At 68.3% G+C, this 13240-nt stretch carries 16 protein-coding genes; 11 read left to right on the top strand and 5 right to left on the bottom strand.

Going from position 1 to position 13240, the window contains the following annotated elements; all coding sequences use genetic code 11:
* Positions 1–18 precede the first annotated feature (18 nt).
* Positions 19–636 carry an ABC transporter ATP-binding protein gene (locus tag ACRXBZ_RS40810; protein ID WP_433883635.1) on the top strand — a complete coding sequence of 206 codons (618 nt, stop codon included), beginning with the start codon at positions 19–21 and terminating at the stop codon, positions 634–636.
* On the opposite strand, the gene trpS is transcribed toward ACRXBZ_RS40810, so the two are convergent.
* The 3 genes from trpS to ACRXBZ_RS40795 form a co-directional block, all read right to left on the bottom strand.
* Positions 613–1665 carry a tryptophan--tRNA ligase gene (gene trpS, locus ACRXBZ_RS40805; protein WP_433883634.1) on the bottom strand — a complete coding sequence of 351 codons (1053 nt, stop codon included), beginning with the start codon at positions 1663–1665 and terminating at the stop codon, positions 613–615. The genes ACRXBZ_RS40810 and trpS overlap by 24 nt on opposite strands.
* Positions 1666–1887: 222 nt before the next feature.
* Positions 1888–2079, bottom strand: coding sequence for a GNAT family N-acetyltransferase (locus ACRXBZ_RS40800; protein WP_433883633.1), 192 nt, complete (start codon positions 2077–2079; stop codon positions 1888–1890).
* Positions 2007–2357 (bottom strand): hypothetical protein, encoded by a 351-nt coding sequence (locus tag ACRXBZ_RS40795; protein WP_433883632.1) that lies wholly within the window; start codon positions 2355–2357, stop codon positions 2007–2009. Before ACRXBZ_RS40795 ends, ACRXBZ_RS40800 begins: the two co-directional genes overlap by 73 nt.
* 503 nt (positions 2358–2860) lie before the next feature.
* Here ACRXBZ_RS40795 and ACRXBZ_RS40790 point away from each other — a divergent pair.
* Genes ACRXBZ_RS40790 through ACRXBZ_RS40775 form a run of 4 tightly spaced genes read left to right on the top strand, consistent with a single transcriptional unit; the run spans position 2861 to position 5429 of the window.
* Positions 2861–3028 carry a P-loop NTPase family protein gene (locus ACRXBZ_RS40790; protein ID WP_433883631.1) on the top strand — a complete coding sequence of 56 codons (168 nt, stop codon included), beginning with the start codon at positions 2861–2863 and terminating at the stop codon, positions 3026–3028.
* 16 nt (positions 3029–3044) lie between these two features.
* Positions 3045–3710 (top strand): CatB-related O-acetyltransferase, encoded by a 666-nt coding sequence (locus tag ACRXBZ_RS40785; RefSeq protein ID WP_433883630.1) that lies wholly within the window; start codon positions 3045–3047, stop codon positions 3708–3710.
* Positions 3703–4599 (top strand): alpha/beta fold hydrolase, encoded by an 897-nt coding sequence (locus ACRXBZ_RS40780; protein WP_433883629.1) that lies wholly within the window; start codon positions 3703–3705, stop codon positions 4597–4599. The genes ACRXBZ_RS40785 and ACRXBZ_RS40780 overlap by 8 nt, the downstream gene beginning before the upstream one ends.
* Positions 4596–5429, top strand: a complete 834-nt coding sequence (locus tag ACRXBZ_RS40775) for an SDR family NAD(P)-dependent oxidoreductase (protein ID WP_433883628.1) — start codon at positions 4596–4598, stop codon at positions 5427–5429. Before ACRXBZ_RS40780 ends, ACRXBZ_RS40775 begins: the two co-directional genes overlap by 4 nt.
* Positions 5430–5600: 171 nt before the next feature.
* Here the strand turns inward: ACRXBZ_RS40775 and ACRXBZ_RS40770 are convergent, their stop codons facing one another.
* Positions 5601–6239 carry a LysE family translocator gene (locus tag ACRXBZ_RS40770; RefSeq protein WP_433883627.1) on the bottom strand — a complete coding sequence of 213 codons (639 nt, stop codon included), beginning with the start codon at positions 6237–6239 and terminating at the stop codon, positions 5601–5603.
* Positions 6240–6874: 635 nt separating this feature from the next.
* On the opposite strand from ACRXBZ_RS40770, the gene ACRXBZ_RS40765 reads away from it, so the two are divergent.
* Together ACRXBZ_RS40765 and ACRXBZ_RS40760 are read left to right on the top strand one after the other, a co-directional pair.
* Complete coding sequence (locus ACRXBZ_RS40765; protein WP_433883626.1) at positions 6875–7861, top strand: malate dehydrogenase; 987 nt, start codon at positions 6875–6877, stop codon at positions 7859–7861.
* Positions 7862–7974: 113 nt separating this feature from the next.
* Entirely contained in the window at positions 7975–8523 is a 549-nt protein-coding gene (locus ACRXBZ_RS40760) for a GNAT family N-acetyltransferase (RefSeq protein ID WP_433883625.1), read from the top strand.
* Positions 8524–8913: 390 nt separating this feature from the next.
* Here ACRXBZ_RS40760 and ACRXBZ_RS40755 read toward each other — a convergent pair whose 3' ends face one another.
* On the bottom strand, positions 8914–10326 hold the full coding sequence (locus ACRXBZ_RS40755; RefSeq protein WP_433883624.1) for a sugar porter family MFS transporter: 1413 nt from the start codon (positions 10324–10326) through the stop codon (positions 8914–8916).
* 340 nt (positions 10327–10666) lie between these two features.
* Here ACRXBZ_RS40755 and ACRXBZ_RS40750 point away from each other — a divergent pair, with 340 nt between their 5' ends.
* From ACRXBZ_RS40750 to ACRXBZ_RS40735, 4 genes are read left to right on the top strand one after another with little or no spacing between them, the layout of a single operon-like run.
* Positions 10667–12625 carry an ATP-binding protein gene (locus ACRXBZ_RS40750; RefSeq protein ID WP_433883623.1) on the top strand — a complete coding sequence of 653 codons (1959 nt, stop codon included), beginning with the start codon at positions 10667–10669 and terminating at the stop codon, positions 12623–12625.
* Entirely contained in the window at positions 12622–12897 is a 276-nt protein-coding gene (locus ACRXBZ_RS40745) for a response regulator transcription factor (RefSeq protein ID WP_433883622.1), read from the top strand. The genes ACRXBZ_RS40750 and ACRXBZ_RS40745 overlap by 4 nt, the downstream gene beginning before the upstream one ends.
* Complete coding sequence (locus tag ACRXBZ_RS40740) at positions 12894–13082, top strand: hypothetical protein (protein WP_433883621.1); 189 nt, start codon at positions 12894–12896, stop codon at positions 13080–13082. The genes ACRXBZ_RS40745 and ACRXBZ_RS40740 overlap by 4 nt, the downstream gene beginning before the upstream one ends.
* Entirely contained in the window at positions 13066–13218 is a 153-nt protein-coding gene (locus tag ACRXBZ_RS40735) for a hypothetical protein (RefSeq protein ID WP_433883620.1), read from the top strand. The genes ACRXBZ_RS40740 and ACRXBZ_RS40735 overlap by 17 nt, the downstream gene beginning before the upstream one ends.
* Positions 13219–13240: the final 22 nt, after the last annotated feature.

The following is a 13240-nucleotide window of genomic DNA, read 5'->3' as shown; positions in this document are numbered from 1 at the left end:
CTCACCGCGCTCGACGAGGTGTCCCTGCACGTCGGAGCCGGCGAGCTGCTGGCCGTCGTCGGTCCTTCCGGGTCCGGAAAGTCGAGCCTGCTGGCGGTGGCCGCGCCCCTGCTGCGCCCCGACTCCGGCAGCGTGGTCGTCGACGGCGTCGACACCAGCAAACTGTCGGCCGCGCAGCGCGCCCGGCTGCGGCTGGAGAAGATCGGCATCGTCTTCCAGCAGTCCAACCTGCTCGGCTCGCTGACGGCCGCCGAACAGCTCCAGTCCACCCAGCACATGCGTGGCCGATCCGTTCGGCGGCAGCGCCGCGCCGCCGCCGAACTGCTGGCCACCGTCGGCCTCGACGGCAAGCAGCACCGCCGCCCGCACCAGCTCTCCGGGGGTGAGCGTCAGCGGGTCAACATCGCCCGCGCGCTCACCGGCGAACCCGCGGTGCTGCTGGTCGACGAGCCCACCGCCGCGCTCGACCACGATCGCGGGCGCCAGATCGTCGAGCTGCTCGCCGAGGTCACCCGCCAGCACCAGGTCGCCACCATCGTGGTCACCCACGACACCGAGTACCTCGACCACATCGACGAGGTGGCCGTCATGCGCGACGGGCAGCTGACCCGGTCAGTAGTGGGTGCCCATCGCTGAGCGCACCTCGGCCAGGGTCGTTTCGGCGATGGCGTTGGCCCGCTCGTTGCCTTCGCGCAGGATCCGCCGCAGGTAGCCGCGATCCTGCGCGAAGGCGGCGCGGCGTTCCCGCATCGGTGCCAGGTGCTCGTTGACCGCCTCGGTGACGGTGCGCTTCAACGCCGCCGCGCCACCGGAACCGATGTCCTCGGCGACCTCGTGCGGATCCCGCCCGGTGCACAACGCCGCCAGCAGCACGAGGCTGGAGACCTCCGGGCGGGACCGCGGGTCGTAGCTGATGTGTCGCTGCGCATCGGTCTTCGCGCCCCGGATCAGCCGCGCGGTCTCGTCGGCCGTGGCCGCCAGCGTGATCGCGTTGCCGCGGCTCTTGCTCATCTTGGTGCCGTCGGTGCCCAGCAGCAGCGGGGCCGGCGACAGCAGCGCATCCGGTTCCGGCAGCAGCCGCCGGTAGCGATCGTTGAAGCGGCGCGCGATCGTGCGGGTCAGTTCCAGGTGCGGCAGCTGGTCCTGACCCACCGGCACCAGATTGGCCTTGCAGAACAGGATGTCGGCGGCCTGGTGCGCCGGGTAGGTGAACATCAGGCCGCTGACCGCCGACTGCCGCGAATGGTTGATCTCGTCCTTGACCGTGGGGTTGCGGCTCAGCTCCGCCACCGACACCAGGCTCAGGAACGGCAGCAGCAGCTGGTTGAGCGCCGCAACCGCGCTGTGGGTGAAGATCGTGGCCCGCTGCGGGTCGATCCCGGCCGCCAGGTAGTCCAGCACCAGGTTCTGCACGTGCTCGTCGAGTCGTTCTGCTACGTCGCGGTCGGTGAGCACCTGGTAGTCGGCGACGATCACCAGCAGCTCCACGCCCAGGCGCTGCAACCGGACCCGGTTGTGCAGGGTGCCGAAGTAGTGGCCCAGGTGCAGCAGCCCGGTCGGACGATCCCCGGTGAGCACCCGGAAATCGTTCGGGCGCAACGGGACCAGCTCCTCCAGCTCGACGCTGCGGCGCGCGGCGGTGGAAGTCTCGATCACAGCGGTCATGAATGTTCTCCTCATCCGGTGGTGGGGGTCCGGCCGACGTCCCGGACGTGTGGAGAACACGAAGAAGGGCCGTCCATCCGAACGGCCCGAGGTGTGCGCAAGTTGAGTGGCCGCTCCTAGCCGGAGCGCCACCACGCGAGGCACGAACTGCGAATCACGCCGCCATCCTAACCCGACCCGCAGCGCGGTGTGGTGCACGGCTGCTGCGGCGTGACGGTGTGGTCAGGGCAGCTCAAGCGTCATCTTGGTCCCGGTGATGGTGAACCCCAGCCGCTCGTACAGTTGTTGCGCGGGATTGCCGGCCGTGACGGCCAGCCCCACCTCGTTCCAGCCCCGCTCGCTCAACCACGCCATGGCGCGCCGCAGCAGCAGGCCGCCCAGCCCGGCGAACTCGGTGGCCGGGCGGCGGAACACATCACCGACCCACGCAACGCCTCGGACCGCAGATCGCGCCGCATCGCGTGCGCATGCCGCTTCAGCCGCGCACCTGCCCGCCGCAGGGCCTCGCCATCGGCGGGAGCGGTCAGCACGCTCCATCCCGCCAACTCCGCGCGCAGCAGCTCCAGCGGGTCCGGCCCGTCGATGGCCAGCACCTGGATGGTGTGCGACGCACCGGTCACCGGCGCGTAGGACACCGTCGTGGTCTCGTTCGACAGCACCGAAGTCTCACCGGCGGGGACCTCTTGCAGCATTCGACAAGGCCTACACCCGAGCACCGATCCAGGCAAACGATTTAGCACGCCCACTGTCATTTCCGCCAAGAGCCGAGGCCCGTTCCAGGTGGAACAAATGCGTTGACAGCCACTGCGGGCGTACCGCTAACGTCATCGGCACTATGAAGAACTGACTTCGAGCCAGGCCCGCGTTCGAGGCTTGCGCGACCCCTTCCAACGAACTGGCCGCCCTGCGCAACGCAGTGGACGTCACCGCCCGCCAGGCATCACGGCATGCGCCGCGACAACGCCAAGATGGCCTACGACTACTCCGGCGGCCGGGCAAATCCACCCTGCTGCACCTGGCCGCCGGCCGGCTGGCACCCGACACCGGCAGCGGCCCACCGGCCGGACCTGCCCGACCTCTGCGAACTGGGCCTGCTGGCCCCCGCCGACCTAGGCCGCCCCGTCGGGGCGCTGTCGGTCGGCCAGCGCCGCGACTGGCCCTGGTCCTGCTGCTCGCCGACCCACCACAGGTGTTGTTGCTGGACGAACCCACCAACCACCTGTCGCTGACCCTCGTCAGCGAACTCGAAGAAGCCCTGCACACCGCTTGCGGCGCCATCGTCGTCGCCAGCCACGACCGCTGGCTGCAGCAGCGCTGGAACGGGCCCACCCTGAACCTGCACGACGGCCGCCGCAGCGCCTGAAGGGGGAGCCACCGCCATGCCCGACACACCAGACCCCACCCGCGTGCACCCCAGCACCCGGCCAGAGCTGACCAACGTGGCCTTCCTGTCCACAGTGGTCAGCTCCCCATTGATCGAGATCGGCGAGTACACCTACTACGACGACCCCGGCGGCGCCGCCGAATTCGAAACCCGCAACGTGCTCTACAACTACGGGCCCGCGAAGCTGCGCATCGGCCGGTTCTGCGCGCTGGCCACCGGGGCGCGGTTCATCATGCCCGCCGCCAACCACCCCATGATCGGCTGCTCCACCTACCCGTTCACCATGTTCGGCGGAGCCTGGACCGAGGCCACCCTCGACATCGCCGCCGGCCTGCCCACCAAGGGCGACACCGTGATCGGCAACGACGTCTGGATCGGCCGCGACGCCACTATCATGCCCGGCGTGCACATCGGCGACGGCGCGATCATCGCCACCGGCACCGTCGTCACCGGCGACATCCCTGCCTACGGCGTCGCCGGCGGCAACCCCGCCCGGGAGATCCATCGCCGCTTCTACGACGCCGACGTCGAACTGCTGCAACGCATCGCCTGGTGGAACTGGCCCATCGAGACCATCACCGCGCACGTCCGCACCATCATGGCCGGCCAGCCCAAAGACCTCGCTGCACTGGCCCGCAGGGAAGGACTGCTCGATGCCTGAACTCCACGTCACCACCCCCGACGGGCTGCGGCTGTGGACCGAATCCCGCGGCGACCCCGCAGACCCGCCGGTACTGCTGATCATGGGCGGCAACGCCAACGCACTGGGCTGGCCCGACGAGTTCGTCGACGCCCTCGCAGCCAGCCACCTGCACGTCCTGCGCTACGACCACCGCGACACCGGCCGCTCCACCCACCTGGACATCACCGGCTACACGCTGGACGACCTCGCCCGCGACGCCGTGGCAGTCCTCGACGGGCACGGCATCGCGGGCACCCATGTCGTGGGCCTGTCCATGGGCGGCACCCTCGGTCAACTGCTCGCCCTGGACCACCGCGACCGGCTGCGCACCCTGACCCTGCTGGCCACCGCCGCCCTCGACGTCGACTTCGCCGAAGCCCTGCGCCGCGCCGTCGAAGGCGAACCCACCGAGCTGCCCGCGCCCACCCCCCAGATCGTCACCGCCCTGGCCCACCGCAGCGACCCCGCACCCGACCGTGACACCGCGCTGCAGCGGCGGTTGGCCGAATGGCGGCTGCTAGCCGGCGACGAAATCTCCTTCAACGAAGCGGAATTCCGTCGCTGGGAGAACGCCGCGATCGACCACGCCGGCAGCTACCAGCAACCCAGCGCACACGCCTTCGCCACCCCCGTGCCCACCGAACGCGGCGCCGAACTGCGCCACGTCACTACCCCGACCCTCGTCATCCAGGGCCCGCAAGACCCCATCAACCCACCCCCGCACGGACGGCACCTCACCGACCTCATCCCTAGCGCCCACTGCGAGACCATCCCCGGACTCGGCCACGCCCTGCCCGGCGCCCTGCACCAGACGCCCATCACCACCATCACCGACCACATCGGACGATTCGAGAGGACCACCGCGTGATCGACCCCCGCCTGCGCGACCGCGTCGCCGTGATCACCGGCGCCAACAGCCCGCTGGGCATCGGCGCCGGCATCGCCCGCGCCCTGGCCCGCCAGGGCGTCAAAGTCGTGCTCGCCTCCCTTCCCGAAACACCCCCGGCCGGCACCACCACCTGCGCCGACCGCACCTACAGCGCCACCAAGGCCACCGGCACCGACCACGTGCGCGACGCCTTGCGCGCCGACGGCGCCGACGCCGAATCCCTAGCCGTCGACCTCGCCGACCCAGCCGCCGCACCGGCGATCTTCGACCACGCCGAAACCCACCTCGGGCCCGTGGAAATCCTCGTCAACAACGCCGCGCACTGCGTGCCCGACACCTTCCGGCCCGACCCCGCACGCGGTGCCACCACCGTCGCCGCGGCCAGCCTGGACGCCCACCACGCGGTCAACACCCGCGCCCCGGCACTGCTGATCGCCGAATTCCACCGCCGCCACCTGCGCCGCAAGGCGAGCTGGGGCCGCATCGTCAACATCTCCACCGATGCCGCCCCCGGCGCACCCGACCAGATTTCATACTGGGCGACCAAGAACGCCCTGGAATCGCTGAGCCGCTCCGCGGCCATCGAACTCGGCCCCGCGGGCATCACCGTCAACACCATCTCGCCCGGCCCGGTACAGACCGGCTGGATCAGCGACGACATGAACACCCGCTTCGCCGAGTTCAGCCCGCTGGGCCGCGTCGGCCGCCCCGACGATATCGCCGACCTCGCGGTCTTCCTCGCCTCCCACCAAGCCCGCTGGATCACCGGCCAGACCATCTACGCAGGCGGCGGCAAACGCATGATCTAGCGCCCCGGAACCATCCACTGTGGTCGGCCCGGTCCACGGCCGTGCGTGTTTTGCGGTGCTCCAGCGCCCAAAAGCACGCACGGGCGCGGACCAGACTGAACCACCGGCAGCTCTCACCGCGCCGAACCCGCGACGCCCGACCGCTGCTCCGCCTGCAGGAGGTCCTCGGCGTCACGCCGGACGGGTCCGATCGGTCAGCAACCGCACCGCCAACCCGACCAGCACCGTGCCCATGAAGTAGCGCTGCGCCCGCAGCCACACCGGCCGCCGTGCCAGCACACCCGCTACCGAACCGGCGGTCACCACGATCAGCGCGTTGACCGACAACGCCACCACAATCTGCACCGCGCTCAACGTCAGGCTCTGCAACGCCACCCCGCCGCGAGCGGGGTCGATGAATTGCGGCAGCAACGACACGTAGAGAACCGCGATCTTCGGGTTGAGCAGGTTGGTCACCAACCCCATCGCGAACAACCGCCCCGGCCCGTAGTCGGGAGTGGGCACCGGCGCGAAAACCGACACGCCGCCCGGTCGCACCGCCTGCCACGCCAACCACAGCAGGTACGCCGCACCGGCGACTTGCAACACCGTGTACAGCGCGGGTACCAGGGCGAACACTGTGGCGATGCCGGCGGTGGCGGCCGCGGCGTACACCAGGAACCCCACCGCCACCCCCAGCAGCGACACCAGCCCGGCCCGCCGCCCCTGCGTCAGCGACCGAGACACCAGGTAGAACATGTTCGGCCCGGGCGTGAGCACCAGGCCCAGCGCCACCACCGCGATCCCCACCACTGCCGGGAACTCGACCACCACTCCGCCTTCTGCCGCAATCAGATCCCGTCGTGACCGCACACTAAGCACTCGCGGCGGCGGCACAAACGGCCAATCCGGCAGCACTGGCCTCGCTCGAACTACCCGTCCAACCGGCCAGGTCGTCCCGCCCCCGAGCCGAAGACCGGCCGCTGACAGTTGTCCTCCAGATGCCGGCATCCCATCAGTGAGCGATCAACTCTCCCGGCCCACCGGCAGGGGCACGCTCTTTCATCAGGACGCAGACTCCAGGACCAACAAGTGCTCACCTGCCGACGGCTACCCGACCCGGGTCTGCCGGATGGCCGACTTCGGCAGGTACTGCTTTATCGCGTTCTCCTTACACTCGCGAAACCGGCTCCGCCCGGCTTCTCACCCACTACACGAACGGCCCCCGCCCGCATCGACAGCACCGGAGAATTTTCCGTGCCGCCGGCCGCAACGCCGACGGGGTGAAAGTGGCCGCTGATCACGTCGGCGGTCGGCAGGTGTGTCCTGCCTCTCCCGGGCGGGGCGCGGCTGAATCGGTCCGGCACGCCGTCCACTGTGATCCGTGGCGGGCCTGCAACGGCACCGTCGCGCTGGGGATAGCATCCGGCTAGGCAATCACCCGGCGAGCAGGAGAACGAAACCTCATGACCCAAGCTCCCGTCACCGTGACCGTTACCGGTGCGGCCGGTCAGATCGGCTATGCGTTGCTGTTCCGGATCGCATCCGGACAGCTCATCGGGCCCGACACCCCGATCAAGCTCCGTTTGCTGGAGATCCCGCAGGCGGTCAAGGCGGCCGAGGGCACCGCGATGGAGCTCAACGACTGCGCCTTCCCGCTGCTGCAGAGCATCGACATCACCGACGATGCCCGCACCGCGTTCGACGGCACCAACGTCGCGCTGCTGGTAGGTGCCCGCCCACGCACCAAGGGCATGGAGCGCGGCGACCTGCTGGAAGCCAACGGCGGCATCTTCAAACCGCAGGGCGAGGCGATCAACGCCGGTGCCGCCGCCGACGTGCGCGTCCTGGTGGTCGGCAACCCGGCCAACACCAACGCACTCATCGCGCAGGCCCACGCCCCGGACGTGCCCGCCGAGCGGTTCACCGCGATGACCCGCCTGGACCACAACCGGGCGCTGAGCCAGCTGGCGCAGAAGCTGGACGTGTCGGTCACCGACATCAAGAAGCTGACCATCTGGGGCAACCACTCCGCCACCCAGTACCCGGACCTGTTCCACACCGAGGTCGGCGGCAAGATCGCCGCAGAGCAGGTCGAGCAGGCCTGGCTGGCCGACGAGTTCATCCCCACCGTCGCCAAGCGCGGCGCGGCCATCATCGAGGCCCGCGGCGCGTCGTCGGCGGCTTCGGCTGCCAACGCCGCCATCGACCACGTGCACACCTGGGTCAACGGCACGCCCGAGGGCGACTGGACCTCGGCGGCCGTGGTCTCCGACGGCTCCTACGGGGTGCCCGAGGGCCTGATCTCGTCGTTCCCGGTCACCGCCCGCGACGGCAAGTTCGAGATCGTGCAGGGCCTGGAGATCGACGAGTTCTCCCGCGAGCGCATCGACGCCTCGGTCAGCGAACTCGTCGAGGAGCGCGACGCCGTCCGCAAGCTCGGCTTGATCTGAGCCTCGGCGACAACTGCGGGTGGGGCGGTCCCGGCTGTCGGGGCGGCCCCACCCGCAGTTGGCCACCGGTAATCCGGTTGCCCGGATCGACCGCCGGGCAGCATCATCGGCGCATGGCGCACCCCGCGGAAGTGATCATCCTCGAATCGGCGGTGCTGCGACGCTGGCGCGGCGACGACCTCACCGAGATGCACCAAGTGGTCACCGAGGCACTGCCGCACCTGCGGCCGTGGATGCCGTGGGCCGCCGGCGACTACCCGCTCGAGGCCGCCACCGAATTCCTCGACCTCTGCGACCGCAACTGGCGCAGCGGCGACGCCTACACCTACGCCATCACCGTCGACGGTGCGATCGCCGGCTGCATCGCCATGGAACGCCGCATCGACCCCGGCGGCCTGGAGATCGGATACTGGCTGCACCCCGGCCACACCGGCCGCGGACTGGCGACCACCAGCGCCGCCGCGCTGGTCGATGAGGCGTTCGCGCTGCCGGGCGTGGACCACGTGGAGATCTGGCATGACGCGGCCAACACCCCCAGCCAGGGCGTGCCGCAGCGCCTCGGTTTCACCTGCGTCGACCGCCGCAGCCCCATCCGCGACCCGAGAACCTCCGGGGAGGACGGCATCGACGTCGTCTGGCGGCTGACCCGCCCGGCCCGGTGACGCCCGAGCTCACGACCAGCGCAGGCCGCATCCGAGGCCACGACGGCGCGGACCGCGCCTTCCTCGGAAATCCCCTACGCGGCCACGCCATTCGGGCCGAACCGATTCCAGTCGCCCCGGCCACAGCGGCCTGGCGAGGAGTGCGCGACTGCTTCGGCTTCGGGCCCATCGCACCTCAGGACGCCGGACTGCCAGGTGCGCCAACGTGGTCCGGCGCCGACGACGTGCTCACCCTCAACGTCTGGACCCTATCCGATGCTCGCCGGCGGGGAACGACGGCGTTGAGCACCGGTGCCCGCTGTCAGTTCGGGCGCTCTCCCATCCGGGATGCCTGCAGCAGCGAGATCGGGGCAGTTCAGTCCGTTGCGTCACTTTCAACGCCTTTCGCGGTCAACGGGCCCCGGAATGGCGCTCGCGGAATTCATCTTCCAATTTTTCCAGCGTACGGCCGCGGGTCTCGGGTACGAACAGTATCGTGAAAACGGTCGCGGCGGCGTTGATGAGCGCGAACGCCGCGAACGTCCATGTCGGCCCGGCCGAGCCCACGGCAAGGGGGAAAACGAAGGCGACGAGCGTATTGGCGGCCCAGAGCGCGAAAACGGCGACCCCCATTGCCAGCCCACGTATCGCCAACGGGAAAATTTCCGACAGCAGCAGCCATATCCCGATGCCCAGGAAGCACGTAGCGATCGCGACGAAGAGGACCATCGCGAGCAGGACCAGATAACTGCTTGCCGCCGAGTGCGGCAGCAGGAAGTATACGGCGAGAATGACAAGGGAAGCCGTGACGCCGGCGAAACCCGTAATGAGTAACGGGCGCCTGCTCATGAATCCCAGCAGCCAGATTCCGAAAGCGGTCGATGACACCGAGGTGACACCCACGGCGATAATGGAGACCAGTGCGGCACCCGTTGTCAGCCCGGTGGATTCGAGAATCGTCGGCCCGTAGTACTCGACCGTGTTGATTCCGGTTGTCTGCCCGGCGGCGGCAAGGCCCACCCCGACCCACAGCATTCGCCGCATCCACGGTTGTTCCCGCAGCATGTGCAGCGAAGACGCACGGTACTCCGCGGCGCTTCGCCGGGCATGTCCGGCGACGATCTCGAACTCCTCCTCAGCAGTTGCCGGGTCCCGGGTCAGCAGGAGAACCCGCTTGCTGTCCTCGTACCGTCCCTTCATCGCGTACCAGCGTGGCGTGTCGGGCAGCAGGAGCATGCCGAGGAACAAGCCGACGGCTGGCAGGGCGCTGACCGCGAGCATCCAGCGCCACGCGGCTTCACCCGCGTACCAGTTACCCAGACCGGCGTTGAGGAGGTAAGTGGTCAGGATGCCTGTCACGATCATGAGTTCGTTGATGGTGACCATCCGGCCCCGACGATCGGCCGGTGCCATCTCGGACAGGTAGATCGGCACCGTGACCGAGGCGGTTCCGACCGCCAGGCCGAGAACGAACCTGGCCACGATCACGAAACCCGCGTTCGGCGCCAACCCGCTGCTCACGGAACCGACGGCGAACAGGACAGCGCAGCTGAACAACCCGCGGCGGCGGCCTACCAGGTCCGCGACCCGGCCACCGAGGAGTGCACCGAACATCGCACCGAACAACAGCGCACTGACGACGGCCGCCGTCGTGAACGCGTTGAGGTGGAGAGCCTCCTGCATGTACAGGAGGGCACCCGAGATGACGCCGGTGTCGTAGCCGAAGAGGAATCCGCCGATCGTGACGATCGCGGTCACCTTGACGAGGATCCATTCGCGTGAACGGGAGGCCGCGCTCGGTTCAGTCGGCGGGTTGTCGGACAAGAGTACCGCCTGGCGACATTGGTTCCTCTCGATCGAGCGGCCAGGCCGGCCACGAACAGCCGAGCGAACAAGGACGTGGCTGGATCGCCGCCGGATGTCGCTGGATCAACGGGTATACTACTGTGTGTAATCGACCCTATGGTGTTCCCGGTGCTCTTCTACTTCGGCACTTCGCCTGCTCATGAAGACCAGGCTTAACTGGGCGTATCCTGCTCTCAGGAATGTCAACACCATGCCAACTATGCCAGCCAGCCGGAACCTTCCGCATGAGATGACGAGCTTCGTAGGGCGCCGCGAGGCCATGGCGGAGCTCAAGCAGAAACTGTCCTGATCACGGATAGTGACCTTGACCGGCGCTGGTGGGGTCGGGAAATCCCGGCTGGCGACTCACGTGGCATGGACACTGCGCCGGGCGTTCCCGGACGGAGTGCATCTGGTCGAGCTGGGGAAGGTGCGAGACCCGTCGCTGGTCCCCCAGACGGTCGTGAACACCCTGGGAATCCAGGACCGCTCGATGCGCGACCCCAGCACCGTGCTGGTCGATTACCTGTCTGCGAGACGGGCCTTGCTAGTGCTGGACAACTGCGAGCACCTGCTGGACGCGTGCGCGCATCTGACCGCCACACTGGCCAGCGCGGCGCCCGGATTGCGCGTGCTGGCGACCAGCCGTGAACCCTTGCGCGTCGCCGGAGAGCACGTCTGGCCAGTGCCAGCCCTGTCCGTACCGCCCCCGGAATGGTCGGACCTGCCGCCTGGATCAGCGGCGAAGATGCCTGCCAAGCAATACGAGGCACTGACGCTGTTCGAACAACGCGGTGCGGCCGTGTCGCCGGGTTTCAGGCTCGGACCGGAAAACGAAGCGTATGTGGCCCGGCTGTGCCAGCAGCTCGACGGCATCCCGCTGGCCATCGAACTCGCGGCCGCCTGCATGCGCATGCTCACGGTGGAGCAGATCCTGGAGCGATTGACGAAACGCTTCTCGCTTCTCACCGCCGGCGACCGGGCCGGGCAGATGAGGCACCACACGCTGCGCGCCGCCGTCGACTGGAGCTTCGAGTTGTGCACCGAACAGGAGCGCTTGCTCTGGGCCCGCTGCTCGGTGTTCGTAGGCGAATTCGACCTGGACGCCGTGGAGTACATCTGCGCCGACGAGATGTTCCCGCCCGAGGAGGTTTTCACCGCTCTCATGGGTCTGATCGCGAAATCGATCGTATCCCGGATCGTAGATGATCAAGATTACCATTACCGGATGCTGGAGACTATCCGGCAGTATGGGCACGAGCGGCTTGCCGAATCCGGCGATGAGGACAACCTGCGCTGCCGGCACCGGGATTACTATCTGCGGCTGGCCGAACAGTGTGACAGCGAATGCTCCGGCTCGAACCAGGCACACTGGATCCGGCGGTTGCGTGCCGAACGTTTCAACATCTGGGTCGCGCTGGATTTGTGTGCCACGACTCCGGGTGAAGCGAGAACCGGCCTGCACATGGCTTCCGCGCTGTGTTTCATGTGGACCGCGGGCGGCCTCCTCCGGAGCGGGCGGCACTGGCTGGACCGCATGCTCAGCCTGAACACCGAACCCACGCACGAACGAATCCGGGCACTGTGGATCAACGGATGGCTCGCGCACCTGCAAGGGGACTATGCCTCCAGTGTCGCGTCGCTCGACGAAAGCCGCGAGCTGGCGCTTCTGTGCAATGACGACGTGGGGCTGACCTACGCGATCCAGTTCCTCGGTGATACCGAGAACTGGCACAACAACGCGGAACGCGCGCTGCCATTGCTGGAGGAGGCGCTGGAACGCCATCGTGCGTCGGGCCAATGGAACGCCATCGCGCTGCAGATCTTTCCGCTGCGGATTCACACCGCCCACCTGCTCGGCAGGACGGACTGTGCCACGGAGCTCCTACGCGAGTGTCGAGCCCTGTGTGCGCCACTGGGCGAGCGCTGGGCGCTGTCGTGGACGGAGTGGAGCGCCGCCATCGCGCGGTGGGCAGCGGGCGATCTGGAGAAGGCGTCCGAGTATCTGCGCGAGTCCCTGCGGAAGAAGGGCGAACTCAACGAGTGGTTGGGCATCGCATGCTGCCTTTCCTTACTGGCGTGCGTCGCCGCGGCCGGTGGTGACGCACACCGGGCGGCAGTGCTCTTCGGCGCGTCGGACACGATGTGGGAACTAGCCGACCGCATGCTGTACGGAATCGAGAAGCTGCTCGACTGGGTCCGGCAAAGCACACAACTGAGCCGCAAGCCCTCGGCAAGAAGGCGTTTGAGGCCGCCTACCAGCAAGGCGAGCGGATGACACAGGAAGAGGTCATCGCCTATGCGCTGGGTGACAAGCTCCCGCAGCAAGCCTCTACCACCGCGGCGGCGCCCGCACCCCTGCTGACAAAACGGGAACTGGAGGTCGTGGCACTGATCGCCGCCGGGATGTCGAACAAGCAGATCGCGGCGAGTCTGGTCATCTCCCAACGTACTGCCGAAAGCCATGTCGAAAATATCCTTACCAAGATGGGGCTCACCTCACGCACCCAAATCGTGGCATGGCACAGCCGGCAAGAAGAAGGTCCATGAGGTCCTGGCCTGCGGTAATAGGGGGCGATGGCGGTGTCTCGACCGGCCTGGCCGCTGGTGGTCGACGCGGGTTCCCCGATCTCGCCGACATCGGCCGCCGGATCGCCAGGCCGCTGTCCTTCGCCGATGCCGCCGACGCCCGCACGTGGTTGCGGCAGGTGTACCGGCGTGACCGCCCGGCGTAACCGCACTGCCGGCCAACCCGTAGCGATCTACCTGGGCGTGGAGAAAGACGCCCTCGCCCGCTGGTGGAACCCCGCCTCCTACGAAGCGATCCTTGAGGCCGAAGACCACGACCGAGATCAGCTCAACGCGCAGTGACCAGCCCTCCAACCCTTACCGG

The organism is Saccharopolyspora hattusasensis (assembly GCF_050972075.1).
GTDB classification, from domain to species: domain Bacteria; phylum Actinomycetota; class Actinomycetes; order Mycobacteriales; family Pseudonocardiaceae; genus Saccharopolyspora; species Saccharopolyspora hattusasensis.
Note: the sequence above shows the minus strand (reverse complement) of the source record. Positions and strands in the feature narration are given on the sequence as shown.

Excerpts from the sequence above, each read along its gene's own strand:
- trpS (WP_433883634.1), bottom strand. The coding sequence starts at position 1,665 with ATGACCGCTGTGATCGAGACTTCCACCGCCGCGCGCCGCAGCGTCGAG.
- ACRXBZ_RS40795 (WP_433883632.1), bottom strand. The coding sequence starts at position 2,357 with ATGCTGCAAGAGGTCCCCGCCGGTGAGACTTCGGTGCTGTCGAACGAG.
- ACRXBZ_RS40785 (WP_433883630.1), top strand. The coding sequence starts at position 3,045 with ATGCCCGACACACCAGACCCCACCCGCGTGCACCCCAGCACCCGGCCA.
- ACRXBZ_RS40780 (WP_433883629.1), top strand. The coding sequence starts at position 3,703 with ATGCCTGAACTCCACGTCACCACCCCCGACGGGCTGCGGCTGTGGACC.
- ACRXBZ_RS40765 (WP_433883626.1), top strand. The coding sequence starts at position 6,875 with ATGACCCAAGCTCCCGTCACCGTGACCGTTACCGGTGCGGCCGGTCAG.
- ACRXBZ_RS40760 (WP_433883625.1), top strand. The coding sequence starts at position 7,975 with ATGGCGCACCCCGCGGAAGTGATCATCCTCGAATCGGCGGTGCTGCGA.
- ACRXBZ_RS40745 (WP_433883622.1), top strand. The coding sequence starts at position 12,622 with ATGACACAGGAAGAGGTCATCGCCTATGCGCTGGGTGACAAGCTCCCG.
- ACRXBZ_RS40740 (WP_433883621.1), top strand. The coding sequence starts at position 12,894 with ATGAGGTCCTGGCCTGCGGTAATAGGGGGCGATGGCGGTGTCTCGACC.